This window comes from Maridesulfovibrio salexigens DSM 2638 (assembly GCF_000023445.1).
In the GTDB taxonomy this organism is placed as follows: Bacteria; Desulfobacterota; Desulfovibrionia; order Desulfovibrionales; family Desulfovibrionaceae; genus Maridesulfovibrio; species Maridesulfovibrio salexigens.
In genome coordinates this window covers 1,367,909-1,393,333 of record NC_012881.1, presented here as the reverse complement: position 1 = coordinate 1,393,333, position 25,425 = coordinate 1,367,909, and the positions used below count along the sequence as shown (strand labels likewise).

Sequence of the window (25,425 nt, the reverse complement as noted above, 5' to 3'; positions counted from 1 at the left end):
CATTATTTGAAATGCCGCTACCTTATTTTTTAAGCTAATATTTCATCCAGCTATAGTTATCAACCACCTAAATAACGTTCATTTTTATCTTGTTCCTTTCCGACTTCCTTTATAAAATCAGCATATTTTCTATCTTCTTCCATAATATGTTTCACCCACCAGCCTAATGCAAATTCGACAACTTCCTCTACTTTGACAAGAAATGCATTATCAACCGAAGCATTAGCCTGAGCATGATAGATCTTAATTTTTTTATGAAAATCACGGATTGACTCTAAATATTGGTCATGCAATTCGATATGAGAGAATGCCCCGGGATATTTATACTTTGCAAGCAAAGTTTCTTCTGTAAGAAAATGTTTAAAGGCATAGCTGCGCAACTCAAAAATCGCAACGATGAAAGGTCCAAAACGGACCGCTTTGTCGGATCGGACCAAATCACAAAGATTTACAATCTTACTACATATTGAAAAATAATGTTGATGCTGAGCATCAACCTCGTCAATGTCCAAAAGATATTTAGCCTTCCACAAACAAACCTTTTCATTATCCATAAAGACTCCGCTTTCTAAAAATTACCCTCAATATGTCATATATGAAAAATAATTCAAACACTTTATGTTCGATTTACCCATGAGCAGGGCACAGTCCATATGGAAAATATCGTACAAACTGCTATTTTCATTATTTTCCCTTTCCCCTTGTCCAGCGGGAAAAATTAAACTACTTAATGGGTGGTTTATTTGTTATTAATTAATGATTGGTCGGCCGAATTCAGAAATCCGCGGCCTTCAATATATTTTCCCGCAAAACAGTTTAACCTTAATTACTATCGTGAGCTTACTTAGAACCTTATTTTTTTATCTTGTTTTTTTTCCGGCCACTATTTTCTTTTCCATCGTGGCTATTATTGGGCGCACCCAGAAAACCAGCCACTGGTGTGAGCGAAACTGGGGCAAAATGGTTGCATGGCTTTGCGCCAGCACAAACCGTGTAGACCTGAGCGCTCTCGATGAAAATGAAACTTATGTTTTCATGGTTAACCACCAGAGCTTTTACGACATCCCCCTGCTCTTCAAATATCTTGCACCTTGGCAATTTAAATTCGTAGCAAAAAAACAGCTTTTCGATTTCCCGGTTTTCGGACACGCGATGACTGCAGGTAAGCACATATCCATTGACCGCGAAAACCGCAGGCAGGGAATGCGCGACATCCAGAACGCAATTGACACAGCCAACAGCGGCCTTTCCCCGCTCATCTTCCCGGAAGGTACCCGTAACCCCGCTCCGGAAAAAGACGGTCTTATGGAATTTAAAACCGGCGGAATGGTGCTGGCTCTTAAATGCCAGAAACCCATCGCTCCGGTGGTAATGTACGGCGTTAACAGGGTCTGCAAAAAACACAGCCTGTGGATGAATCCTTTTCAGGAAGTAAAAATCAAAGCCCTGCCGCCCATTGATATTTCAGAATACAAAGTCCGTGACCGCGTCAAACTCAAAGAACAGCTCGAAGAAGTAATGGGCAAAGCCTACGCGGAGCTGAGAGATGAGTGATCCTCAACTTACAGTATGTCCGCTCGGAGGCCTTGGCGAAATCGGTCTGAATTGCATGATGCTCAGCACTGCTGAAACTGCTGTGGTAGTCGACTGCGGTCTGATTTTTCCTGATGATGCTCTTTTCGGCGTGGACATAGCAATTCCCCGCTTTGATCATATCCTGACCATGAAAGATACCTTGAAAGGTATCGTGCTCACTCACGGACATGAAGACCATATAGGTGCACTGCCGTGGCTGCTTCCTTATATAGATGTACCCGTCTACGGCTCAAAGTTTACCCTTGGATTGGTGGAAAACAAGCTTCGCGAACATAACCTTGAAGACTATGTTGACCTGCGCGTTGTAAACCCGCACGACCGGATACAACTGGGCGATATGGCATTCAATTTCTTCCCTGTCTGCCACTCCATCATTGAAGGATATGCTCTTGGAATTGAAACACCTGTAGGACGAGTAATTCATACTGGCGATTTCAAGATCGACCGCAATCCGCTGGATGGTCACGCAACCGACCTTGAAGCCATTTCTAAATTTTCCGAGCCGGGTGTTACACTGCTTTTCTCTGATTCCACCAACGTTGAGCAGGACGGATATGCGCTCACCGAAAATGAAATCAAGAACACCATGCGCGACCTTTTCATTGAAGCAGAAGGCCGTATTCTGGTCACTCTCTTCTCCAGCCATATTCAGCGCATGCAGGAAATTTTTGATCTTGCCGTAGAATCCAAGCGCAAGGTAGGGGTCAGCGGAAAATCCTTGGCCCGCAATATCGAGCTGGCCCGAGATCTGGGCAAACTGCGCTTTCCGGGCGGTACACTCATCGACCTCGAAGACCTTCCCGATTATCGCGATGATGAAATAGTACTGCTGGTAACCGGATCTCAAGGCGAATCACTGGCCTCTCTTTCACGCCTTTCCACCGGGGACCACCGCCAGCTTTCCATCAAAGAAGGCGACCTTGTACTCATGTCTTCGCGTTTTATCCCCGGCAACACAAAAGCCATTACCCGGGTTATCAACAGGCTTTACAAGCTTGGCGCAGAAGTCCTCTATGAAAAAGTTCAGGGTATTCACGCATCCGGCCATGCACATCGCGAAGAACTGCGCACCATGCTTGAAACAGTGCGCCCCAAATATTTTATTCCCGTACACGGTGAATACAGACATTTGATAAAACATTCCCGTCTGGCCGTTGAAACCGGAGTCGCGCCCGAACGCTCTTTAGTTATTGAAGACGGTGAACCAGTAACCTTCCTGCTGCACGGCATCCGTTTTGAAGAAAACGTGCCTGTTCAGTGCACGCTCGTGGACGGCAAGGGAGTTGGGGATGTTGGACAGACAGTACTCAAAGAACGCCAGCTGCTGGCCGGAGAAGGATTGGTCATTGTAGCATTGGTTGTCGATGTTAACACCGGAGAAATCCTCAGGGGTCCGGAAGTTACATCCAAAGGGTTTGTCTTTGAACAGCAGTATTCCCATCTGCTGGAAGATGCCAAGTGCATTGTGCTTGATGTTTTTGAAAACATACCTCCGGGGCACACCAACAAGCTCAAGGAACGCATCCGCTCTGCCCTGCGTCGTTTTTTCCGCAAGGTACTAGGCCGCGATCCAGTGGTCATCCCGCTAGTTATTTCCATTACCGGGGACGAAGAAAAGGATATCGACGCCAAGTGCGATAAATGTGTGCTCTAAAAACACCAACACCTGTTTGGCTGTTTTTCGCGTTTGTGCTATTTTTATTTTTGCGACTGAATCAGATCATGCCGGGAGATTAAATGAAAGTTTACAGAATCAGACATGGTGAAAAGATTTTCTACGCTACTTTGGAAGACGGACATTTCAAGAGTCTGGTGACCGGTCAGCCCGGTTCCATACCGATTCCATCTTCGGAATGCGTGATCCTGCCCATCGTGGTTCCTTCCAAAATTGTCTGCGTAGGCCTGAACTACAAGGCGCATGCAGCTGAACTGGATATGGAAATCCCGGATGAACCTATGATCTTCCTTAAGCCGCCCTCTGCTGTTGTGGGCAATAACGATGCTATCGTTATCCCTTCCATCTCAGAACAGGTGGATTACGAAGGGGAACTTGCCATCATCATGGGGCAGACAACAAAGAACGTTCAGCCGCAGGATGTCGATCCGATGATCTTCGGGTATTCCTGTGCAAATGATGTCACTGCGCGTGATTTCCAGCGCAAGGACACATTGTTTACCCGGGCCAAAGGATTTGACACTTTCGCACCCATCGGGCCTTGTATTGAAACTGATATCGATGTCAGCGGTCTGGGTATCCGTACTATAGTTAATGATAAGGTCCGGCAGGAAGGCACCATTGCCGACATGCAGCACAGCCCTGCTGAACTGGTCAGCTATATTTCACACCACATGACTCTCAATCCCGGAGACGTGATCCTGACCGGAACCCCTCCGGGAATCGGCACACTTAAAGCAGGGGACCGAGTCGAAGTGGAAATCGAAGGAATCGGCAAACTCAGCAACCCTGTTGTTGACGATGATTCGCTGAAGACTCCGGTACAGTAAATATTTTCAAAAAAGAACGCACCAAGGGTTGCCTTTTCAGGCTAATTCCCGTAATGGTGCGTAGCCAAATCACACATTCCGGCCTCAATATGGGTGCCTGCAGCGGTTGCAGGTTCATTACCGCCGGAATGGAGGAAAAACCCAGGAGGAAATTATGGCATACGTAACTATGAAACAGATGCTTGAGACCGGCGTTCACTTCGGTCACCAGACTCGTCGTTGGAACCCCAAAATGCGCCCTTACATTTTCGGTGCACGTAACGGTATCCACATTATGGATCTGCAGCAGACTGTTAAACTTTTCCGCAAAGCTCACGATTTCATCGCTGACAACGTAGCTAAAGGCGGCAAAGTTCTTTTCATCGGTACCAAGCGTCAGGCTCAGGAAGCTATCGCTGCTGAAGCATCCCGCGCAGGCATGTTCCACGTGACTCACCGCTGGATGGGTGGTACTCTGACCAACTTTCAGACCATCAAGAAAAGCATCGATCGCCTCAAAAAGCTCGAAGAAATGTTCGAAGACGGTTCCATCAAACGCTTCCCCAAAAAGGAAATCGTAATGATGGGTCGTGAGGTTAAAAAACTTAACCTCGCTCTCGGCGGTATCAAAGACCTTAACGGTGCACCCGCTGTTGCTTTCGTCATCGACCCCAAGCGTGAGCAGATCGCTATTCAGGAATGCCGCAAACTCGGTATCCCCGTAGTTGCAGTAGTAGACTCCAACTGCGATCCCGATATGGTTGACTACATCATTCCCGGTAACGATGACGCTATCCGCGCCATCAAGCTCTTCGCTTCCCACATGGCTGATGCTTGCCTCGAAGGCGCAGCTCGCCGCAAGGAAGACAAAGCTATGGAAGCAGAAGAAACCAAAGCTGCTGAGAAAGCTGTAGAAACTGAAGCTAAAGAAGAAACTCCTCAGGAGGCAAAATAATCATGGCTATTACCGCACAGATGGTTAAGGCCCTGCGTGAGAAAACCGGCGTAGGAATGATGGATTGCAAAAAAGCTCTCGCTGAATGCGATGGCAACGAAGAAAACGCAATCAAATACCTGCGTGAAAAAGGTCTCGCCAAGGCTGCTAAAAAAGCAGGTCGCGCTACCAGTGAAGGTCTGGTTGGCACTTACACCCACAGCAACGGCAAACTCGTTGCTATGGTTGAACTCAAGTGTGAAACCGACTTCGTTGCTAAGGCTGAACAGTTCATCCAGCTGTCCAAAGACCTCGCAATGCAGGTTGCAGCTACCAGCCCTGTTTGTGTAAAGCCCGAAGATCTGCCTCAGGAAATGCTTGAGAAAGAAAAAGAAATCTACAAGCAGCAGGCTATCGCTGAAGGCAAGCCCGAAAACATCGCTGAAAAGATTGTTGAAGGCCGTGTCAACAAATACTACAAAGAAGTATGCCTTCTTGAGCAGCCCTTCATCAAGGACGACAAGAAGACCATTAAAGATCTTCTCAACGACACCATCGCAGTTCTCGGCGAGAACATGCAGATCGGTCGCTTCGCCCGCATCAACCTCGCGGAAGCAGTCGCTGAAGAAAGCGAAGCCGAATAAGACTTCATTAAAACGGGCCGCAAGGCCCGTTTTTTTTGTCCGTTTTTTAACAAGCGGCCACACACTTACCAAGGGTAAATTTGAAACATAAAACAATTGTTCCTCATAGAACCGGAAAACCGCAAAAACGAACCGACCTTCATCAGCGAATCCAGCGAATAAGCATGAAGGAAGTTCAGCGGTGGATATTTTTCTAAGCTCAAATCAATACGGTAATGGCCGTATGGGTTTGAGCTTTTTAAAGGGGCAATTTTCACCCGATCGATTATCGGAAGCGGGATTTTCTGGTAACATCGGGCAACTGAACGGAAACGGATAACAACGATTTTTATACAGCCGGAAACAGGAGGGAGTCCCCTCCCGCGCCACAGAAATGAACTTCCGGCCTGCTTATCGACTAATAACCGGACAAGATCCGCGGAAAAACGGGAGAAACTATGGACAAATTGCGCTATTCACGGGTAATGATCAAACTCAGCGGTGAGGCACTCGCAGGAGACCAGCAGTTCGGTATTAAGCCTTCAGCAATCAGCCAGTTCGCAGGTGAAATTGCAGAGGTTGCCAAGAAAGGACTTCAGGTCGCCCTGGTCATCGGCGGCGGTAATATTTTCCGCGGCATGTCTGATTCTGCAAAAGGCATGGATCGCGCTTCCGCCGACTACATGGGAATGCTCGCAACCATCATGAACGCCCTTGCTGTTCAGGATGCTCTTGAAAAGCTGGGATGCGATACACGAGTAATGTCTGCTATTCCCATGCAGGCTGTAGCCGAGCCTTACATCCGCCGCAGGGCCGTACGCCACCTTGAAAAAGGCAGGGTGGTAATTTGTGCAGCCGGTACCGGTAACCCTTATTTCACTACCGATACTGCAGCAGCACTTCGGGCCATGGAACTTAAGACCGAAGCTATCATCAAGGCGACTAAAGTGGACGGTGTCTACGATAAGGACCCGATGAAGCATGACGATGCTGTTAAATTTGAATCTATCACCTACCTTGAAACTCTGGAAAAGAGACTGGGCGTAATGGACTCCACCGCCACTTCACTGGCCATGGACAACAACATGCCCATCATTGTTTTCAACCTTTTCGAAAAAGGAAACATTGAAAGGGTTGTAAAAGGTGAGCAGATCGGAACAATTGTTCACGGAGGATAATAATGATTAATGAAGTTCTTGCCGATGGCAAAAAAAGAATGGAAGGCGCACTGACCGCTTTGGAAAACGATTTTGCAAAACTGCGCACAGGTCGCGCGGCCACTTCGCTGGTGGATAATATTTCCGTTGATTACTACGGAACCCCCACTCCCATTAACCAGCTGGCATCCGTTTCCATCCCGGATTCCCGTACCATCTCCATCCAGCCCTGGGACAAAGGTGCTTTTCCCCTTATCGACAAAGCACTGCAACAGTCCGACCTCGGCTTGAACCCCGTTAACGACGGTAAAGTACTGCGCATCGCCATTCCGCCTCTTACCGAGGAACGCCGTAAGGAACTGGTTAAGATCGCTAAAAAGTACACCGAAGATTCCAAGATCGCTATCCGTAACGTTCGTCGCGACATGAACGATACCTTGAAAAAGCTTGAAAAAGACAAGGATATCTCCGAAGACGAACAGCGCAAAGCTCAGGATGATGTTCAGAAGATCACTGATGGTTACGTCAAAAAATGCGACGTTGCATGCGGTGAGAAAGAAAAGGAAATTCTGGAAATCTAATATAATGATGCCCCGACATATAGCCGTTATTATGGACGGTAATGGACGGTGGGCACAGGCCCGAGGTCTTTCACGCAGTGAAGGTCACCGGGCCGGAACAGAAGCTGCTCGAAACATCGTTACCCGATGCCGTGAACTCGGTATTGAACACCTGACCCTGTACACCTTTTCAAAGGAAAACTGGGCCAGACCGAAAGATGAAATCAGCACGCTTTTCGACCTGCTGACAGTCTTTCTCAAAAAAGAACTGTCCAGCCTGCGAGAGCAGGATATACGCTTGAAAGTATTGGGGGAACTCTCTGAGTTCCCCTTTGGCGTGAAGCAGGTTGTTGCCCACACCATAAAAAAAACGGAAAACTGCAAGTCCATGACACTCAATCTGGCTCTGAATTATTCTGGCCGGGATGAATTGGTACGGGCCTGCAAAAAAATGATAACCGAAGGCGTCAGTGAAGACGATATAACTGAGGAATCCCTGTCCAAGTATCTGTATACTGCCGGACAGCCTGATCCTGACCTGATCATCCGCACCAGCGGCGAGCAGCGTTTATCAAACTACCTGCTCTATCAGGCCGCCTACTCGGAATTATATTTCACAGACATCTACTGGCCGGACTTTACTCCCGCAGAACTGGATAAAGCCCTAGCTGATTTTGCCGGACGGCAAAGAAGATTCGGCAAAACCGGTGAACAAGTATAAGCAAATCCCGCAGAGAATAACTCTGTGGGATTTTTTATTTTCCTTCCTGAAAAATATCTCCCTATAAATTTATTTTTTTATCGACAAAATCAAGTAAACCGCCTTATTCTATCTAGAAAATACACAACAACCCATAAACTGGAGTGATTTTAAGAATCAGCTAAGTTTTCATATCTTAAAAGCCTGCGCGTTTACATGAATAAAGGGAGGTATTTCATGTCATTAAGATTGTTTTCCGGCCTGATAATCTGCTTGATAACTTGCCTGCTTGTAGTGGGATGTGTTCCCAAAAAAAACACTCAAAATAATGCGGTGCAAACGACAGTAAGAACTGAGACCGTTGTTGTAACACCAATCGTAACAGGTAGCACTCTTGTAAAAAGCAACGTGCGGGAAGTTTCATCTTCAAAGGCAGATATCGTAGATATTCTTGCTAAAAACACACAAGTGGAGCTTATCGGCAAAAACGGCAACTGGTACAAGGTTAAACGCGTGGATGGAAGCGGTCAGCCCGGTTTCATTTACCACAAGCTGATCAATCTGGATTTCGGTAATTATCTCGGAACGAGAGGAAGAAATAAAGAAAAGACAGTCGTCTACCAATCTCCTAGCATAAATTCTCCCAGCGTTCGCATCATTTCACCTCAAACGACCTTTGATATCATGGGGATTGAGAATAATTTTTACTTAATCAAAGGTGAAGACTTCGAAGGCTACGCTCCCACAAAAGTATGTGTAGCCGATCCCCTCAGTCCTATAGCTAAAACCGAAACCAGAACTATCTCAGGAAAGATTGTTCCGGAAGATGCCGGTGCCCCCTGTCCGACTCCCGTGAAAAGTAAGACTTCCCTAATTGCCGAACCTAAGACCGAAAAAAACAAAATCAGGACCAGCAGCCGGACCAGAAAAAAAACCACAGTCAAGAAAAGTAGCAGCGGGCAAAGCGCCGGAGCTGCCTTGTTTGGAGCTTTTGCTCAGGCACTACTGACTGGAGGCAGCGGAGGGACGGCGCCAAACAAAAGCGGTGTTCCTGTGCAATCTTCCAACGACCAGCTCAAAGAAATTCTCAAAAGCGTTAGCGTCGGTAAAGAACTGGCAGCTAAGACAGTTGAAATCCGTGAACAAATGCTGCAAGCCTTGAATGAAACACGTGCTCTGCAATCGCTGGTGGGCGCAACGGTTGTAGCAATGAATGACAACTACAAAGTAGCTGCGGACACTGCCAGAGGTGTAAGCACTACCGGAATGAAAAAGATATCCATCAAAGCCTTTATCAAGGACCTTTCATATGAACCGACAGACTCAATTGAAGGAGCAGCAGTAAAAATAGCTCAAAACGGCAAGATGCTCAGGGCTCTCGAAACTAAGATTAAATCTGAAGCTGCTGAATTTTCGAATCTCAATGCCCAGCAGATCCAAAAACTTGATTCGGTTATCAATTCATTTTCAAACAACCTGCATGCATCTAATGCCCTTTATGATTTCAGTATAGACAAAGCCAACAGTGTAATTCTGCGAATCGACAGGGCTATTAATGCCTATGATGAAAAAGCCGGACCTATGGCAGCAGAAGCAACCAAGCAAGCCGGGGTTATCGCCCTTGCTACTGCAGAACTCGTCTCAATCATCGGCAACGCTCAAAACGACCCCGTTCGGGCACTTACAGCTTTGCCACGCTTGATGGAAATTCAGGAAGATCTGACAACTCTTGGAACCCTATTTTCGGACTTTCAAGCTGACTATGAATATATTGAAGAAAACTCGGCTGTTATAAGCGGGCAAGGTAAAGAGATCAGTAAAATCATCATGACAGCACGTAGAAAAAACACTCAGATTACTACATTACTGGAATCATACTACCAAAACAAACTGGACCTGAGCAATCGACTTAAAAATCAAATGGCCAGCCAGACTGCTCAAGGATTTAAAACAGTTGAAAAGAAGGCTGCCTCTGTTGCTTTGGCTGAAGACATGTTAGATTAACTGAGATAAGGAGATTTATTGATGAAAAGATTCAAAATACTGTTACTTTGTGTCGTTGCATTTCTGACCCTTTCCGCCTGCGGATTCAAGCAGGCAGACTCTGCAAAACAGTCTATGGAAGGAGTCCACCAGTCCGCAGGAGATCTCAAGGACGAAACCAAATCTGCCAAGGATCGTACCGAAGAAATTAAGCAGGAAGAAAGCCAGGATTCAACTGAAGGCTATAAATGGTAAAAGATTATGGCCCGTAAATTCAGTCTTGTTCTTATCCTACTGGTCACACTGCTCTGCGGATCATGGGTTGAAGCTGCTGAGCTTTACATTATGCCGCCAGCTATTGGAAAGGTGCGCAATAAGGAAAAAGACCGCCACAAAACGGAACTGAGTATCATACTCAAGGATAAACAATTCAAAAAGTCCCTGCGTAAAGGTATCCTCGGATTCCTGAAGCGTGCTGTTGCTAAAAACGAAGGCATAAATATCAAGAGAGCTGGATTCGGAGACAAATTCGACCCGGAATCTATCCTCATTCCACTTCTATTTGTGGATAACGTCATATCGTTTGTGGATGAGTATGGTTCAGCAGAACAACGACTATACAAAGGACGGGTTTACATAGGGTTGAACTTCCTGCTCTTTCAGGCAAAATCTGAATCGCTGGTATATTCAGCTCCCATGCTGATATCTGTCCCATATCTGGATAAGACCAAAAACTTCAGCCTTGAACCACTTGCCGGTCAAATAAGATCTTCCATTGTGGAATTCTTCACCGACCGAAAGAGACTGAAAGCTGATGCACAAGATGAACTGGGCAAATGTCTTGCCAATATGTATTACCTGTTTTCAACAAAAACATGCTCCGTCGATGACATAACCCTTTCCAAGGGAACTCTTAAACGCATTCAGAATCCCGCCAAGTATAAATCATTAGCCCAGATGCTGGCTTCACAGGCTCTTTCGCAGGAAATCATGGTCTTGCCTCCTAAATCGCGGTTTAACGCCATTCGCAGAGGACTCCATGCTTCGGTTTCCATGTTCGGAGTATCTTTCCAACAAGGTTCGGAAAAATCAGGATTCTCAGAAAGGGACAATGTTTACCAAACCAGCATGCGCATGCCCAAGCCAGAAACCAAATACAGCCTGACCATCAAAACCGGATCTAAGGATAATGATCTTGGGGCCTTTATTGAGCGTAACTACACTACCGCAGCCTACCTTCAAGGCAACGGTGATGTCATAAAATGTATCAAAGCTGTTGATGCCACTATCGCCAAAGGTCATACATCCGTGTCAGATGTGAACTATTACAACAGTCTGATCAATACCCTTTCCGATCTGGATTCCTGCAAACGATAAACGAAATGCAGACAAGGAGCTTGTAATGAAAAAAACGTCATTAATTTCAATCATCATTTCAGCCATACTGGTGCTGTCCTTTGCAACAACCGGAATATGCGGAAGCAAAGATGGATACAAGATTTACAAAAAAACAGGAAAACCGACCATTGTCTTTTCACTTGTACCTCGCATCAAAGGGGAAAACCTCTCCCCGCAGGAATGCGAAAACCTGATCCGCAACCTTAACAAATCATTACAGCAGGAATTTAATGAGGCCGGTTTTGAAACCCACCGTGACCGCATGATTACGGGATTTCTGCTCGACTCATGCAAGCGATCATACGCCACATCACAACAGACTGTAACCGAAGATGAAATTATCTCCATTGCTCGTGACAACGCTGTAGACTACGTTGTCATTGGAGCATCTGAGGTAGATATTGAATATGACGAGGATTACGAACAATACTCCGCATTAGTTGATATCAACGGAGATTTTCTAGGAGTAGAATTCGATCCTCCGACCTCGTATGCGCTGAACCTGACCGGAGAGTACATGCACCCCAAGAAGGACCGGCTTATCAAATTGGCAGTTATCGATATTGCCCGCAAGATAGCCCGCCTGCGCACCATCGATACGGTGCTGACTCACTGGAAAGAGAATAATAAAAAGAGATAAAAAAAGGGGAGCAACATGGTCGCTCCCCTTTTTTAATTATTTTCTTCCAATTGCGAAGGATCAAGCTCAGCCTTGGCGTAATCCAAGTATAGACCGGAATCGATGAAGAGCTGACAGACATCTTCGTCAATGTGCTTATCTTTGACCATAAATCCCAAAATCTTAATCGCCTGCGAAAGTTTCATCGGCTTCTTATATGGCCTGTCCTTAGCTGTCAGAGCTTCAAAAATATCAGCAACGGCCATAATTCTTGCCTGCAAAGGAAGATTATTTCCGGCCACTCCATTGGGATATCCCGAACCATCCAATTTCTCGTGATGTCCTGCTGCATATTCAGGAACACGGGAAAGCCTCTTGGGAAATGGAAGCCGCGATAGCATTTCATGCGTAATTGCTGCATGACTCTCGATAACTTCACGTTCCTTGTCTGTCAGGGTTCCTTTTCGGATGCATAGGTTTTTAACCTCATCCTCGGTCAGCCAGTTGAAAGTTTCGCCATTGCTTTCAAAGGTACGGGAAGCAATCCCCATAACCCTTGCAATGCGCTCATCAGACATAAACTCTTTAGGAATATTACAGGAATTGATAAACTGCCGATCTTCTTCAGCCTGCTCCAGCTCAACGGCATAACGCATTTCTATATCAACCAGCTCTGCCTGACCAACACCGTTTTTCAGAGCGGCAATAGTTTCCTCAAGCTGCCTGTTTTTGATGGTCTCGGAAATAAGCCTGAACCGCGCGTCCACCATTTGAGAACGATCAAAAATAGTTTGTAATTTGGTGGACTTGTCTACCACATGTTCCGGGATGGATATCTTGCCCACATCATGCATCCATGCGGCCAGTTTTAACTCCTCCAATTCATCATCGGTAAAGTGCACATCCGCATATTTACCTTCTTGAATGGAATTAACCTTATCGGCAATCATCATAGTAATGGTCACAACCCGCTCAATATGTCCATTAGTATAAGGAGACTTGGCATCAATGGCTGCGGCAATACTCTGGATTACCGAGTAAAGAAGGTCTTTAAGTCCCTGAATCAGCTGGGCGTTGGTCAAAGCTATAGCTGCCTGCGAAGCCAATGAACCTACAATGTCCACGACATCTGACGAAAACCCGATAATCTCGCCTTCCTCATCCAGAGCATTGAGTAATTGCAACACTCCGATGATATCCTGCTCGTGATTTTTCAAAGCCAGCACAAGCATGGATTTGGAACGGTAACCGGTAGCAGCGTCATATTTGCGAGGTCCGGTAAAATCAAAACCTTCGGCCTCATAAACATCTGCAATATTGATTGTTTCACCGGTCAAAGCGCAATATGAGGAAACGTTGGATTTGTTAGGATTATTACCTGAAGTATAAAGAGAAACCGGAGGCAGGGTTATCTCATTTCCGCTGGTTCCGCCCATCCGAACCTGCATGGTATCATTTTGAAGAATGGAAAATTCAAGTTTACGGCTTTCGCTGTCAACAATGTAGAGAGTCCCGGCATCCGCCCGAGTCAAAACACGTGCCTCATCAACAATCATCTCCAGCAAACGCTCAAGCCTGGTCTCCCCAGAAAGCGCTAAGCCGATCTCAGTCAACCGTTCGACAAGATCTTCTTTTGCATCGGAACTTTTAGCGAAAGCAGTTGTAATATCCTGACTCAGCTTACTTACTGCTTCATGGCAATCAGTCCCCTGCAAATCAACTAATGCATTTTCCAAAAGATCATGTAGTTCTTCTAACCCCGAAGACAACTTTCCATTCCGTGACACCATCCCCTCCCTGCAAGAATACACATCCGAAGAAACATCCTTCGAAAAAAACAACTGCACAACCCCAGAACAACATTGGTAATTTTTATACAATAACACTATATTCGCAACAAAAATAAAACCTGCAGCAATATTTACTTACTAATAACACAAAGAATAACGTTCTGAAACCTCTCTCAACTATTTATACCAATGATTGAAGCACATGTAAGCCCTTAATGACTATTGGAGAATTAATATGGAAAAATAACTGTCAACGACTTGCCCGCCAGTTATTAATGAATTATAAAAATGGAGTTTTTTGCACGATTAAGCATAATCTGCTCTATACTGGCACTGACTTTTTACTTCTTTCGAGACATGAAGCTTCACACACACGCGGAGAACCATTTTTCAAAAGCGGTATTTATATATTTTAATAGCATTTTTGTGGAAATTTTTTAACCGAGGATTTCATGTCCCTAAGCAGCCTTCAAAAACGAATTATCACTTCCCTGCTCCTGGTAGCAGCCCTTGCAACAGCCCTGATCATGGGGGGACCGGTCTTAACCGGCGGGCTGGCTATATTCTGCACCATCGCTCTCTATGAATTCTATGCCATGTTCTGGCAGGACAAATCACACCTCGCATCTAGAATTGTCGGAATGGCCGCTGGAGCTGGTATAATCCTTACTTCCGCTACAGTTTCTCCGGTCTGGATGCTTTTGATCATGCTGGGAGCTTTCTGGCTGTTCAATTTCCGGTTCCTGTTTTCATATAGTGCAAAACCTGATCAGGCGACCTATCTGGACAGCCTGATACTCTTTGCAGGACTGGTATACGTCCCCGTTACCATGCAGTTCATGACCTCCATGAGCAGCTGGGAAATTCTTTTCGTTCTCCTTGCCGCTTCTTCTTCTGACACTGCCGCCTTCTATGCCGGAACTTTCTTCGGTAAGAAGAAAATCTGGCCCCAGATCAGCCCCAAAAAATCATGGGCCGGGTCTATTGGCGGAATGACCGGATGCATCATCTGCTGTACCGTGTTCGGACACTTTTTCGGACATGCACCGACCCTATACTGGATTGCTCTTGCGATAATGCTCAACATAGCTTCCCAGATGGGAGACTTTTTCGAATCAGCTCTTAAAAGAAAACTCCAAATTAAAGATTCCGGAAAAATCCTTCCGGGGCACGGTGGAGTACTGGACCGGATCGACAGCCTTGTGCTCGCTCTTCCCGTATATATTCTGGCAAGACAAATTCACTCTTTCTTCTAAACCGGGACTTGCTCCAAAGCCCACAAAACAGACGGATATAAAGACTTGCAAACATATATTTCCCCATGGCCGGCAAAAGCGACATTACCGGATTTCCCCAGATCAATTTCCATTCTGGGCAGCACCGGCTCTATCGGAACCAGCACCCTTAAGGTAATTGAGCAGCACCCGGATCTTTTCAAGGTAACCGCCCTTGCCGGAGCAAGAAATGCAAAGCTGCTGGCAGAGCAGGCTATTAAACATCGCCCCCAGTACCTGGCTGTACTTAACGATGAAGCTGCTGCTGAACTGAAAAGCCTGCTTCCTGCTGATTACAAACCGGAAATCCTGACCGGGCCTTCCGCTTACATCACCCTTGCTGAACTGGAAGAAGTGTCTGTTGTCCTTTCATCCATTGTCGGGGCCGCAGGTTTTGAGCCCACTCTTGCCGCTGCCAAGAAAGGAAAAATGATAGCTCTTGCAAACAAGGAATCCCTTGTGCTCGGCGGCCATATCATCCGCGATGAATGCCACCGCACCGGTGCAACCATCCTTCCGGTAGACTCTGAGCATAACGCACTTTTTCAGGGGCTTGCCGGACACGATGGCGAAGAAGTAAGCAGACTTATTCTGACAGCTTCCGGCGGACCGTTCCGTGGCAAATCAAAAGAATTTCTCGAAACAGTAACACGCGAACAGGCTCTGGCCCACCCCAACTGGGACATGGGCGCAAAAATCAGCATTGATTCCGCAACCCTCATGAATAAGGGGCTGGAATTCATTGAAGCCTGCCACCTCTACGGCCTGCCGCCGGAACAGGTGGATGTTGTGGTTCACCCCCAGTCCATAATCCACTCTTTGGTTGAGTATGTGGACGGTTCACAGCTTGGACACCTTGGCGTACCGGACATGCAGATCCCCATTGCTTTCTGCATGTGCTTCCCCCAGCGCGTCCCCTTGAAGCTCAAACAGCTGAACCTCGCAGAGGTAGGCACCCTGACCTTTGAAAAGCCGGATCTTGAAGTCTTCCCCTGCCTGAAACATGCAGCGGATTCTTTCTCAGCCGGACAGAGTCATCCTATTGTCCTCAACGCAGCAAATGAAGTAGCGGTCGACCTTTTCCTGAAAGAAAAGATCCGCTTTCTGGACATTCCGGCCATTATCGGCAAGGCACTGGAAAGCCATGCCGGATGTGATGTAAGCGAAGCTGGAGCAGTCCTTGAACTGGATATCAAAACCAGACGAGATGTGATGGAATCCATCGTCTAAGGAAAATTTATGTCTTGGATAGTTGATTTTATTCTGGTCCTCGGCGGACTGATCTTTTTCCATGAACTTGGCCATTTCCTTGCAGCCCGTATGCTCGGCATCGGTGTGAAGACTTTTTCACTGGGCTTCGGCCCAAGGCTGGCCGGTTTCACATGGGGAGCCACCAACTACCGCCTTTCCCTGATCCCTCTTGGCGGATACGTAAGTCTTGCCGGTGAAGAACGGGACATGACCGAAGACAACGGATTCAATGATAAAGAACTTTTCATGAACCGTCCCCCGTGGCACCGCATGATCGTGGTTGCCGCCGGTCCTTTATTCAACTTTGTCCTTGCATGGGTTATTTTCTGGGGAATCATCATCAGCAACGGCCAGATGGGACTTGCCCCCACAGTAGGTAAATTACAGCCGGACAGCCCGGCCCTGCATGCCGGAATAGAAGTCGGAGATAACGTCCTTTCTATCCAAGGACACAATATTATCTTTTGGTCCGATCTTGCTGAGACAATCCAGAGCAGTCAGTCCGACACCCTTAATTTTGTTATTGAAAGAGACGGCAGCACCAAAGAGATTGCAATTAAGCCGCAGGTTCAAGAACTTAAAAACATTTTTGGTGAAACTATCCGCAGACCTGTGGTCGGCATTGTAGCTTCCGGCGATTCCAAAACAATAGAAATGAACGGAATCGATGGTGCTGTAGCTGCTGCAGAGCAAACATGGAACGTCACCAAACTGATCTGCACAAGTATCGTTAAAATGGTTGAACGGGTCGTGCCTATGGATTCCATCGGCGGACCTATCATGATTGCGCAAGCCATCAAACAACAGTCCGAACGCGGCCTGCTGGAACTGCTCCAGTTCACAGCATTCATCAGCATCAACCTCGGTCTGCTCAACCTGTTACCCATACCGGTACTTGATGGCGGTCACTTACTCTTCTTCAGCCTTGAAACAGTAATGCGCCGCCCCCTGAATGAAAAACTTCAGGCTGTAGCAACCAAAATAGGCTTGATTTTCCTGCTCTGCCTCATGGCTTTTGCCATTATCAATGACCTGACCCGAGAAGCATTAAAATAAATGACTTTTACAACAGAAAAAGAAGAACTCCTGCTGGCGATTAACGGCACGGAGGAAACATTACAGATAATACTGGCCCGCCGGGAAGAAGATGAAGAAGCATTCTCCTTACTGGAAGCCAAAAAACTGGTTGTACCGGGACGTTCGGTCAACTTTATGCTCCCGTCTGTTCGGGATTCCCTGAATCTCTTTGGATACGAAGCCAGAGATATCACCCGAATTGCCATTACCGCAGGACCAGGAAGCTTCACCGGGCTCCGCCTTACCTTTGCTGCCGCAGCAGGCATTTCCGCCGGAAGCGGTTGTCCCGTAGCTGCTCTGGATTACCTGCCGATACTCGCAAAAGGAGGAGCTCTTGTAAGTGGAATGCCCGTATGGGCGGTCACCCATTCACGGAGAATGCAGGTATACCTGCAAGGCTTTGAAGCAATCACTGACAATGGTCATTTGACTGCCATTACCCCGCCACTTCCGGTTCCAGTTCAGGAAGCAGTAAAAGTAATCCTTTCATATAAACAGAAGCAGGCTGCTCTTCTCGGTAGTGGACTGATCAAAAACAAAGCTTTCTTTGACGAGTTTCTGGCTGAACATTCCCAATATTCAGCCATGCCGGAAAGATTCAACATTCCTACCGAACAAGATGTAATTGAAGCAGCGGCGCATGCCGAATATTCAGACACAATGCCGATGCCCATGTATTTACGCGGCTCAGATGCAGAGGAAAACCTTGAAGCCATAACCAAAAAAAGTGGAATTTCCCTTGAAATGGCAAAAGAACGACTCAAGAACATTACGCCCCGTTAATTAATTTTTATAAAATTTAATATTCACTAAAGGGATCTCCATAAACGGAGGTCCCTTTTTTTATTAAATAAATAAAAAAATCCTCCAAACCCTAAAGTAATCTATGTTTCAGACGATCAGGTAGGCACGAAGGACCAGTACCGCTTTGTGAACCTTTTGTTCCAAGGCAATGTTTTTGGCAAGGAAGCCAAAGATCACTTTTCAAGGAGGAAAACATGTCTTTAGTAATTAACCACAACTTGATGGCGATGAATGCCTCGCGCAACTTGCAAGAATCATATGGTAACCTCGGTGTATCAACCCGTCGCCTGTCTTCAGGTCTTCGCGTTGGAACCGCGGCTGACGATGCTGCAGGCCTCGCAATTCGCGAACTTATGCGCGCTGACATCAAGTCACTCAACCAGGGTATCCGTAACGCCAACGATGCAATTTCAATGATCCAGACCGCTGACGGCGCTCTCGGTGTTATTGATGAAAAGCTCATTCGTATGAAGGAACTTGCAACTCAGGCCGCAACCGGTACCTACAACTCTGACCAGCGTCTGATCATCGACTCCGAATATCAGGCAATGGCTTCAGAAATTACCCGTATTGCGAATGCTACTGACTTTAACGGCATTCACCTGCTTAATGGTAACGTATCCGGAACCCACAGTGGAGCCGGCTTAGAGTCTTCTGGTAAGATCAAGGTTCACTTTGGTACTGCTAACGACTCAGCAGAAGACTACTACTATGTTTCCATTGGCACTTCCACAGCATCAGCACTTGGTGTTGGGATTGCGGCAAACAACTCCATTTCTACTCAGGCTCTGGCGCAGGAATCTCTGGATAAGCTGAACAAGGCTATTATCTCCAAGGATAAGATCCGCGCGAACCTCGGTGCTCTCCAGAACAGACTGGAAAACACCATTACCAACCTGTCTATCCAGGCAGAAAACGTTCAGGCTGCGGAATCCCGCATCTCCGACGTTGACGTTGCAACTGAAATGACTGAGTTCACCCGTAACCAGATCCTGACCCAGTCCGCAGTGGCTATGCTCTCGCAGGCTAACAGCATGCCCAGAATGGCAATGCAGCTTATCGGTTAATAAACCGGCGCAGCATAAAGCATTCTGACCAAGTCAGACTTAAGAGGAAAGCCGGGCCCGGTCCAACCGGTTCCGGCTTTCAGCTTAACTGAAACTAAGCACTCCAGAACCATTAACATAACTTAATCAATCGTTAACGTTTGGCATCCTGATTGCATCGGATGAGGTGAGAATAGAACCAGGGAAAAAAATTCCCGGAGATTATTATGTCAGATTACACCTCAGGAAATATCAACTTTACCGGACTCGGTTCCGGAACCGACTTCCAGTCTCTTATCGACGGGCTGATTAAGCTTGAGCGAGTTCATATTAATAGACTCGAAAGCTGGAAAAGCTCATGGAGCGATAAAGTTGAAAAATTTCAGGAACTGAACACCGCTCTCCTCGGTCTGCAAACTACGCTCAAGTCCATGGATACTCTTGATGAGTTCATGAGCAAGACCGTAACCACTTCAGATTCCGGGACTCTTACCGCCACGGCTTCTGCCGAAGCTCTGGTTTCTTCCCATGCAATTGAAATCGGCCAGCTTGCTACTAACGATATTCATGTAACTGACTCAGGTGTTTCAAGCCTGACAGAATCAATTTTCAGTTCCACAGGTGAGTTCACTTTTACGTATGGTTCCGAAACCATCACCCTGAGCAACATCAGTGCGGGAACATCACTTCAGGGTTTCGTAAACCTGATCAACTCTCATGTTGACTCCAGAGAGAAAATCAGGGCGACCACCATCAACGATGGAACCAGCTACCACCTGCAAATATACGGACTTGATCTCGGAGCGGACAATCAGGTGACCATCGACAATACTGTTGGCATGGTCTTCACCAAGAATGATTTTGATGAAACCCAGAATGCTGTAAACTCTCAGATTAAAGTTGACGGCTACCCTCCTGCTCCAGGTGACTGGATAGAACGCGATACCAACACCATCAGTGACGTTATCGACGGGGTAACCCTTAACCTGAAGAATACCAACGCAGCAGGGCAGACCACCGCGATAGGCATTGTTACCGACAAAGAGGGCATGAAAGAAAATGTCCAGAAATTTGTCGATCAGAACAATGAAATCCGACAGATGATCAAAGACCTGACCTCGGTAACAACATCTTCGGATTCAGCAAAAGGCTCGATCCTAACAGGTAACTACGGGGTTGAACTGCTTGTCGGCCAGCGGATGAAGGATATTATTGCCAGTAAGGGCATAGGCTTCAGCTGGTATGAAGAACTCCCCAACGGCGATTTTACCGGCGACCGCTACTCTGCCCTTTCTCAGCTTGGAATTCTGACCAATGCAGATAGTGGCGGCGCTAACATGGGTTTGCTGGAGCTTGATACTGAGAAGCTCAACGAAGCGCTTGACGCCGACCCTATGTCTGTGGCGATGCTCTTTGCCGCAAACTATGAAGGGGTCAGTGACTCCCCCAATGTTCAGTATGTTTCGCACATTAACGGAACAACCAAAGCCGGTGACTATAATGTTCAATACGAAGTTTCCGGCGGCCAGATAATTTCCGCAACAATTAACGGCCAAACCGCTTTGGTCGATGCCGCCAACTGGCAGATTACCGGTGCAGGTGGCACTGACGCAGCTGGTATGGCTATCCGAGTAGAAAACCGTGCAGATGGAGTTTACGGTAACTCCAATAGTGACGCTTCCGATGCAATCAACGTCCACCTCAAGCTTGGCAAGACAGGCGAGATGGTTGAGGCTCTTGAAGATATGACCGGTGAGAGCGGTCCTCTTGAGATTCTTCAGGACAACTATGATACCATCATGCGGAATATTGATAAAAAAATCGAATCTGAAGAAGACCGAATTGCACTTAAAAAACGTATGCTTACAGAAAAATACGCCAGACTTGATGCCTTACTTGGAAACTATCAGGGTAAATCTGCACAGTTGACTGCCAGTGTGACCCAGCTGATGAAAGGCTAGCTAAATTCAAAATAAATCAAAAAACAGTCTAAGGTTTTCTAAAAAGCTTGCCGATCAGTAAGTCAGGAGGAGCAAATATATGCACAAAGCCGCTCAAGCATACCTTTCAACTCAGGTCCATACCACTTCCAAGGGTGAACTTCTCATCATGCTTTATGATGCTGCAATCAAATTCATGAAGCAGGCAAAAGTGAAAATTAATGAGAAAGACTATGCTGCGAAAGGGATTCTTATATCCAAAGCCATTGAAGTTATTTCTGAACTTACCGCCAGCCTGAACAAGGAAAAAGGCGGAGAACTGGCAGAAAACCTCAGCAAGCTCTATATTTATTGTAATACCAGACTGCTGCAGGCCAACCTGAAAATGGATACGGAAAAACTTGATGAAGTAATCAAGATTATCGACGGCATTGCTTCCGCATACCGGGAAATTATCCCCACAGCAGAAGCTCAGGCTGCAGTTCCCCTGCAGACAGCTGCGACTGCAAACAGTGGCACAACCAACGTGAACCGCAGTTTTGTAAACGATGCAGGTTACGGAATGCCCAAAACCCAGAACATCCCCGCCCCCAACGCCCTGCGCTTGAAAAAAGCTGCAAACGCATACGGAGGCGGAGCATAACAAATTAACTGTAATTTGCTCCGGCTAATTTGATAAGACAAGCCCCTGCTTCGGCAGGGGCTTTTTTATGAATTAAAGCAAGATAGGAAAGCCCCTCTTTACTTAGCACCGTGTATCTGTCATCTATTTCTATCATGGAAAAAAACAGAATAAGGGTACTTCAGGTCTCCCCATCGCTTGGTTTGGGAGGCACTGAAAAAGTCATGCAATCATTTGCTGTCAATCTGGACAGGAAAATTTTTCACACTGCGACCTACTCTCCCGCAAACGGACCACGGGGAAAACTTATCCGGGAGCAGGGAATAGAGACCTTTGTAGGAACTGATCTGCTCTCCGTCCTCCATAAATTTCAGCCGCAAGTGGTCCATATCCATCGTGCAGGCTGGGCCGAACCGGGGTCTCTGCGCCCTTTTAAATTAGCCAAAACTCCCCTTTTGGTTGAAACAAATGTGTTCGGACATCATGACCCCAGTCCTGAAGGGGAACTGATTGACCGCCACCTTTTTGTTTCCAATTTCTGTGCAAAGCGATATGCAGCTGTTAATTCCATACCTACGGTGGAACCGAAATACTCCGTACTGTACAATCCTGTTGATACTGATTTTTTTCTGGATAAATGCCCTCACGACCGGGAAATACCTGCTGATTCATTCGGAAGAATTTCCCGGGCAGACAAAGGTAAATGGTCAATACTTGCACTTGATTTTCTACCCATCCTGAAAGAAAAGATAAAAAATCAGCAGATAACTCCATTCCAATACCGGATCATCGGTGGAATACCGGATGCTGAAAAATATGTGGCTGATCACAATCTGGAAAGTTTAGTCAATTTCCTCCCGCCGGTGCTGACTGACAGCGAGATTGCCGAATTCCTCAATTCAATCAGCTTTCTGGTCCATGCCAACGACACGGGCGAGTCCTTCGGGCTGGTAATTGCTGAGGCTATGGCTGCCGGACTTCCCGTCATAACCCATCCCAGCAAAGAGATGCGGGATAACGCACAATTAGAACTTGTCGATCATGGTGAAACCGGTTTTGTTGCTCATAATGCACTGGAATTTGCACAATACATCCGCTTTTTGTTAACCAATCCAAAGGAAGCACGTAAAATGGGTGAAAACGGCCGTGCTAAAGCGGCAAAACTATTCCGGGCACAAGACATTGCCTTTAAACTTGGCAATATTTATCTGGACCTGCTCAAAATGAAAAAGGCCATTTAAGCCATGACTCACATCTTCGATTTATACTCGGAACAAATTTTAACCTACAAACTTTCAGGTCAGCAGTTGGAAGAATTGAAAGACGTTTCGGCATCACCTGAAGAAACAGCCCAAAAACACCTGCGTTTCGCATCGCGGCGCAAGACTAAAGCTCTCATACTTTTCGGCGCTGGGGATGGTTTGCTGGGAAAGGCACTGGCGGAAAACAAAACGGCTGAACAAGAACTATTGATCTGTGATCTATATCCTGAGCATATTCGAAATCTAAATCTAAACAGTTTTAATCAATCGCACGAAAACTGTATTCTGCTGACAGATTCATCAATCTGGGCCATGCTATTGCTGCTGATCCAAAATGGTTACTCCGCTGCAAATTCACACCTGATTCTCAATCCTGCGCTGGATGGCAATAGCAAGAGCAAACATCAAAACCTGCAAAAGATCTTTTCCGGCTGCAAAAAAATTGACTATCCAACGCAGGATTCAGGTAGCAGAATTTCTGCAGCAGCAATTCTCAGTCCTGACGAACCCGAGCTCGAAGATTTCATCAAAAATTTTCCTGAATGGATAACTGAAATTGTTCTGGTATGGGATTGTGCTGAGCCAGCCTCTATCTCTGATCTTCAGAAATTTCACCGGGCAGAGATTATAAATATCTGTCATCCGCTTGATGCTGACTTCTCAGCGCAACGTAACCGAATGCTTGAAAATTGTTCCGGCGAATGGATTATTTATATTGACGCTGACGAAAGGTTGCGCCCCGAAGATTGGGATGACATAAGATTGATGACTTCCTGCGAGCAGTGTAACGGATGGTATCTGCCCCGGATTACATTTTATCCCGACCAGAATCATTGCCGCATCGGTTACGGACTCTGGCCGGACCTACAGCTGAGGCTTTTTAAAAACAGTTGTAATCTTAAATTTGTTAATAAGATTCACGAGCAATTAACCGGATTAGAGGGTGTTTCCGGAATACTGCCGGACACCCCGATTCAACATTTGACTCATCTTTTAAAAAGCAGAGAAAAAATTGAATCCAAACTGGAAAACTTCAACAATTCGACCGGAGGTCAATTCAGCCATCGACTGGGCATAGAGTTTCCTAATATTACTAAGGAATTGCTTAGCCCCCGAAAAGACAGGAAAGTCGGTCCATTGCTGCTTCCGGATGTTCGTATGTCATAATGTTCATGTACAATTGCCATTGCCTAACAGTATAAAATTTATTAGGTCTGACCGAAATATTCAGACAAACAGCTTCAAGGATTTAATATGAAAGTTACTTGTCCCGAGTGCGATTTCAGCAGTGAAATTCCGGAAGATAAAATCCCGGCAACTGCCCAGCTTGCCACCTGTCCAAAGTGTCAGGCCAAGTTCAAATTCAGAGATTTTGAAGAGGAAAGCGACCCGGTTCCGGGAATAGCTCCAGAGAATACAAACCCTACAGCCCCTGAAGAAGACGGTTATCAGGATGCTGCAGCCTATGCTCAACAGCATGCACAGGAGCAGCACCCCGAAGGATTCGGCGAAGAACAGCCCCGTCCTTATGATGAACAATTCAACCAGCAGCCTGAAGCCATCCGCGAGGAACAGATTCAGGAAGATAAATCAGATATCTGGCAGCGCCTTGACTCAATGAAACCGGAAGAAGACCTTCATGAGGAAGAGCACGGCTACGAAACTGACAGTTATGCTGAAGAAAATGAAGTTCCGTTTGAAAATCTGGAAAAATACGGTTTTTTCCCCGGCCTTTTCCTGACCATCAAAAAAGTGATCCTTTCCCCGGCTGCTTTCTTTAAAGATATGCCGCTCAAGGGTTTCCTGATGCCCCTGTTCTTTTTTGTCATTCTGGCAGAATTTCAGGAGATCTGTAATTTTGTTTGGGCTATGACCGGGGTGGACACTTCAATGGGTGCCGATGTCGGCAGAATTATGAATGACTCCATGATTGCAGATTCTCTGCAGGATGGAACCGGACCGGCCCTTTTATCTCTGCTCCTTTACCCGCTCATGCTGGCAGGAATCAGCTTTCCGCTTATCGGCATGACCCACATCCTGCTCATGATCTTTGGAGCGGGAGAACGCGGATATCAGGCCACTTTCAGGGCTACCACATACTCATATGCCCCGATCATCCTCTGTATTGTCCCCATTGTGGGTGATATGATCGGCGCACTGATAAGTGTTGCCATTTCTATTATTGCCTACAAAAACATCCATAATACAACATACATGCGAGTTGTTCTTTCAATGGTGATGCCTATTGTGTTACTGTTGGTCATTCTGGGCTTCTACATGCAGTTCAACCAGCCCACAATCTAGC

At 46.4% G+C, this 25,425-nt stretch carries 24 protein-coding genes; 22 read left to right on the top strand and 2 right to left on the bottom strand.

Features of this window, described 5'->3' with window-relative positions; all coding sequences use genetic code 11:
* Nucleotides 1-59: 59 nt before the first annotated feature.
* The gene (locus DESAL_RS06380; protein ID WP_015851149.1) at nt 60-554 is read right to left on the bottom strand and encodes a bacteriohemerythrin; all 495 of its coding nucleotides are present in this window, start codon (nt 552-554) and stop codon (nt 60-62) included.
* A 406-nt stretch (nt 555-960) separates the two neighbouring features.
* Here DESAL_RS06380 and DESAL_RS06375 point away from each other — a divergent pair, with 406 nt between their 5' ends.
* The 12 genes from DESAL_RS06375 to DESAL_RS06320 all read left to right on the top strand — a co-directional run bounded on the left by DESAL_RS06375 (nt 961) and on the right by DESAL_RS06320 (nt 12,075).
* Nucleotides 961-1,554, top strand: coding sequence for a lysophospholipid acyltransferase family protein (locus tag DESAL_RS06375; RefSeq protein WP_245543792.1), 594 nt, complete (start codon nt 961-963; stop codon nt 1,552-1,554).
* Nucleotides 1,547-3,250: a ribonuclease J gene (locus DESAL_RS06370; protein ID WP_015851147.1), complete on the top strand. Its 1,704-nt coding sequence runs from the start codon at nt 1,547-1,549 to the stop codon at nt 3,248-3,250. Before DESAL_RS06375 ends, DESAL_RS06370 begins: the two co-directional genes overlap by 8 nt.
* Before the next feature lie 83 nt (nt 3,251-3,333).
* The gene (locus tag DESAL_RS06365; protein WP_015851146.1) at nt 3,334-4,101 is read left to right on the top strand and encodes a fumarylacetoacetate hydrolase family protein; all 768 of its coding nucleotides are present in this window, start codon (nt 3,334-3,336) and stop codon (nt 4,099-4,101) included.
* A gap of 154 nt (nt 4,102-4,255) precedes the next feature.
* Nucleotides 4,256-5,035 (top strand): 30S ribosomal protein S2, encoded by a 780-nt coding sequence (gene rpsB / locus DESAL_RS06360; RefSeq protein ID WP_015851145.1) that lies wholly within the window; start codon nt 4,256-4,258, stop codon nt 5,033-5,035.
* Between the two features lie 2 nt (nt 5,036-5,037).
* The gene (gene tsf / locus DESAL_RS06355; protein WP_015851144.1) at nt 5,038-5,658 is read left to right on the top strand and encodes a translation elongation factor Ts; all 621 of its coding nucleotides are present in this window, start codon (nt 5,038-5,040) and stop codon (nt 5,656-5,658) included.
* Between the two features lie 437 nt (nt 5,659-6,095).
* Entirely contained in the window at nt 6,096-6,815 is a 720-nt protein-coding gene (gene pyrH, locus DESAL_RS06350; protein ID WP_015851143.1) for a UMP kinase, read from the top strand.
* Between the two features lie 2 nt (nt 6,816-6,817).
* A complete protein-coding gene (gene frr / locus DESAL_RS06345) occupies nt 6,818-7,375 on the top strand; it encodes a ribosome recycling factor (RefSeq protein WP_015851142.1) in 558 nt (185 codons plus the stop codon).
* A gap of 4 nt (nt 7,376-7,379) precedes the next feature.
* The gene (uppS, locus tag DESAL_RS06340; protein WP_041721708.1) at nt 7,380-8,075 is read left to right on the top strand and encodes a polyprenyl diphosphate synthase; all 696 of its coding nucleotides are present in this window, start codon (nt 7,380-7,382) and stop codon (nt 8,073-8,075) included.
* 216 nt (nt 8,076-8,291) lie between these two features.
* Complete coding sequence (locus DESAL_RS06335; RefSeq protein WP_015851140.1) at nt 8,292-10,058, top strand: SH3 domain-containing protein; 1,767 nt, start codon at nt 8,292-8,294, stop codon at nt 10,056-10,058.
* 21 nt (nt 10,059-10,079) lie between these two features.
* Nucleotides 10,080-10,292, top strand: coding sequence for a hypothetical protein (locus DESAL_RS06330; protein ID WP_015851139.1), 213 nt, complete (start codon nt 10,080-10,082; stop codon nt 10,290-10,292).
* A 6-nt stretch (nt 10,293-10,298) separates the two neighbouring features.
* Nucleotides 10,299-11,414: a hypothetical protein gene (locus DESAL_RS06325; RefSeq protein ID WP_015851138.1), complete on the top strand. Its 1,116-nt coding sequence runs from the start codon at nt 10,299-10,301 to the stop codon at nt 11,412-11,414.
* 25 nt (nt 11,415-11,439) lie between these two features.
* The gene (locus tag DESAL_RS06320) at nt 11,440-12,075 is read left to right on the top strand and encodes a hypothetical protein (protein WP_015851137.1); all 636 of its coding nucleotides are present in this window, start codon (nt 11,440-11,442) and stop codon (nt 12,073-12,075) included.
* A gap of 32 nt (nt 12,076-12,107) precedes the next feature.
* Here DESAL_RS06320 and DESAL_RS06315 read toward each other — a convergent pair whose 3' ends face one another.
* On the bottom strand, nt 12,108-13,823 hold the full coding sequence (locus tag DESAL_RS06315; RefSeq protein WP_245543791.1) for an HD family phosphohydrolase: 1,716 nt from the start codon (nt 13,821-13,823) through the stop codon (nt 12,108-12,110).
* A 473-nt stretch (nt 13,824-14,296) separates the two neighbouring features.
* Between DESAL_RS06315 and DESAL_RS06310 the strand changes: the two genes are divergently transcribed.
* The 10 genes from DESAL_RS06310 to DESAL_RS06265 all read left to right on the top strand — a co-directional run bounded on the left by DESAL_RS06310 (nt 14,297) and on the right by DESAL_RS06265 (nt 25,424).
* Nucleotides 14,297-15,100 carry a phosphatidate cytidylyltransferase gene (locus DESAL_RS06310; protein WP_015851135.1) on the top strand — a complete coding sequence of 268 codons (804 nt, stop codon included), beginning with the start codon at nt 14,297-14,299 and terminating at the stop codon, nt 15,098-15,100.
* Nucleotides 15,101-15,145: 45 nt separating this feature from the next.
* Nucleotides 15,146-16,348, top strand: coding sequence for a 1-deoxy-D-xylulose-5-phosphate reductoisomerase (locus DESAL_RS06305; RefSeq protein WP_015851134.1), 1,203 nt, complete (start codon nt 15,146-15,148; stop codon nt 16,346-16,348).
* Between the two features lie 9 nt (nt 16,349-16,357).
* A complete protein-coding gene (gene rseP, locus DESAL_RS06300; RefSeq protein WP_015851133.1) occupies nt 16,358-17,425 on the top strand; it encodes an RIP metalloprotease RseP in 1,068 nt (355 codons plus the stop codon).
* The gene (gene tsaB / locus DESAL_RS06295; RefSeq protein WP_015851132.1) at nt 17,426-18,229 is read left to right on the top strand and encodes a tRNA (adenosine(37)-N6)-threonylcarbamoyltransferase complex dimerization subunit type 1 TsaB; all 804 of its coding nucleotides are present in this window, start codon (nt 17,426-17,428) and stop codon (nt 18,227-18,229) included.
* A gap of 215 nt (nt 18,230-18,444) precedes the next feature.
* Nucleotides 18,445-19,317: a flagellin N-terminal helical domain-containing protein gene (locus DESAL_RS06290; protein WP_015851131.1), complete on the top strand. Its 873-nt coding sequence runs from the start codon at nt 18,445-18,447 to the stop codon at nt 19,315-19,317.
* A 206-nt stretch (nt 19,318-19,523) separates the two neighbouring features.
* Nucleotides 19,524-21,257 (top strand): flagellar filament capping protein FliD, encoded by a 1,734-nt coding sequence (gene fliD, locus DESAL_RS06285; protein ID WP_015851130.1) that lies wholly within the window; start codon nt 19,524-19,526, stop codon nt 21,255-21,257.
* A 79-nt stretch (nt 21,258-21,336) separates the two neighbouring features.
* Nucleotides 21,337-21,879 (top strand): flagellar export chaperone FliS, encoded by a 543-nt coding sequence (fliS, locus tag DESAL_RS06280; protein ID WP_015851129.1) that lies wholly within the window; start codon nt 21,337-21,339, stop codon nt 21,877-21,879.
* Between the two features lie 134 nt (nt 21,880-22,013).
* On the top strand, nt 22,014-23,099 hold the full coding sequence (locus DESAL_RS06275) for a glycosyltransferase family 4 protein (protein WP_015851128.1): 1,086 nt from the start codon (nt 22,014-22,016) through the stop codon (nt 23,097-23,099).
* Nucleotides 23,100-23,102: 3 nt separating this feature from the next.
* A complete protein-coding gene (locus tag DESAL_RS06270; RefSeq protein ID WP_015851127.1) occupies nt 23,103-24,287 on the top strand; it encodes a glycosyltransferase in 1,185 nt (394 codons plus the stop codon).
* Nucleotides 24,288-24,374: 87 nt separating this feature from the next.
* Nucleotides 24,375-25,424: a zinc-ribbon domain-containing protein gene (locus DESAL_RS06265; RefSeq protein ID WP_015851126.1), complete on the top strand. Its 1,050-nt coding sequence runs from the start codon at nt 24,375-24,377 to the stop codon at nt 25,422-25,424.
* Nucleotide 25,425: the final 1 nt, after the last annotated feature.

Excerpts from the sequence above, each read along its gene's own strand:
- DESAL_RS06380 (WP_015851149.1), bottom strand. The coding sequence starts at position 554 with ATGGATAATGAAAAGGTTTGTTTGTGGAAGGCTAAATATCTTTTGGAC.
- DESAL_RS06375 (WP_245543792.1), top strand. The coding sequence starts at position 961 with ATGGTTGCATGGCTTTGCGCCAGCACAAACCGTGTAGACCTGAGCGCT.
- DESAL_RS06370 (WP_015851147.1), top strand. The coding sequence starts at position 1,547 with ATGAGTGATCCTCAACTTACAGTATGTCCGCTCGGAGGCCTTGGCGAA.
- DESAL_RS06365 (WP_015851146.1), top strand. The coding sequence starts at position 3,334 with ATGAAAGTTTACAGAATCAGACATGGTGAAAAGATTTTCTACGCTACT.
- rpsB (WP_015851145.1), top strand. The coding sequence starts at position 4,256 with ATGGCATACGTAACTATGAAACAGATGCTTGAGACCGGCGTTCACTTC.
- tsf (WP_015851144.1), top strand. The coding sequence starts at position 5,038 with ATGGCTATTACCGCACAGATGGTTAAGGCCCTGCGTGAGAAAACCGGC.
- pyrH (WP_015851143.1), top strand. The coding sequence starts at position 6,096 with ATGGACAAATTGCGCTATTCACGGGTAATGATCAAACTCAGCGGTGAG.
- frr (WP_015851142.1), top strand. The coding sequence starts at position 6,818 with ATGATTAATGAAGTTCTTGCCGATGGCAAAAAAAGAATGGAAGGCGCA.
- uppS (WP_041721708.1), top strand. The coding sequence starts at position 7,380 with ATGATGCCCCGACATATAGCCGTTATTATGGACGGTAATGGACGGTGG.
- DESAL_RS06335 (WP_015851140.1), top strand. The coding sequence starts at position 8,292 with ATGTCATTAAGATTGTTTTCCGGCCTGATAATCTGCTTGATAACTTGC.
- DESAL_RS06330 (WP_015851139.1), top strand. The coding sequence starts at position 10,080 with ATGAAAAGATTCAAAATACTGTTACTTTGTGTCGTTGCATTTCTGACC.
- DESAL_RS06325 (WP_015851138.1), top strand. The coding sequence starts at position 10,299 with ATGGCCCGTAAATTCAGTCTTGTTCTTATCCTACTGGTCACACTGCTC.
- DESAL_RS06320 (WP_015851137.1), top strand. The coding sequence starts at position 11,440 with ATGAAAAAAACGTCATTAATTTCAATCATCATTTCAGCCATACTGGTG.
- DESAL_RS06310 (WP_015851135.1), top strand. The coding sequence starts at position 14,297 with ATGTCCCTAAGCAGCCTTCAAAAACGAATTATCACTTCCCTGCTCCTG.
- rseP (WP_015851133.1), top strand. The coding sequence starts at position 16,358 with ATGTCTTGGATAGTTGATTTTATTCTGGTCCTCGGCGGACTGATCTTT.
- tsaB (WP_015851132.1), top strand. The coding sequence starts at position 17,426 with ATGACTTTTACAACAGAAAAAGAAGAACTCCTGCTGGCGATTAACGGC.
- DESAL_RS06290 (WP_015851131.1), top strand. The coding sequence starts at position 18,445 with ATGTCTTTAGTAATTAACCACAACTTGATGGCGATGAATGCCTCGCGC.
- fliD (WP_015851130.1), top strand. The coding sequence starts at position 19,524 with ATGTCAGATTACACCTCAGGAAATATCAACTTTACCGGACTCGGTTCC.
- fliS (WP_015851129.1), top strand. The coding sequence starts at position 21,337 with ATGCACAAAGCCGCTCAAGCATACCTTTCAACTCAGGTCCATACCACT.
- DESAL_RS06275 (WP_015851128.1), top strand. The coding sequence starts at position 22,014 with ATGGAAAAAAACAGAATAAGGGTACTTCAGGTCTCCCCATCGCTTGGT.
- DESAL_RS06270 (WP_015851127.1), top strand. The coding sequence starts at position 23,103 with ATGACTCACATCTTCGATTTATACTCGGAACAAATTTTAACCTACAAA.
- DESAL_RS06265 (WP_015851126.1), top strand. The coding sequence starts at position 24,375 with ATGAAAGTTACTTGTCCCGAGTGCGATTTCAGCAGTGAAATTCCGGAA.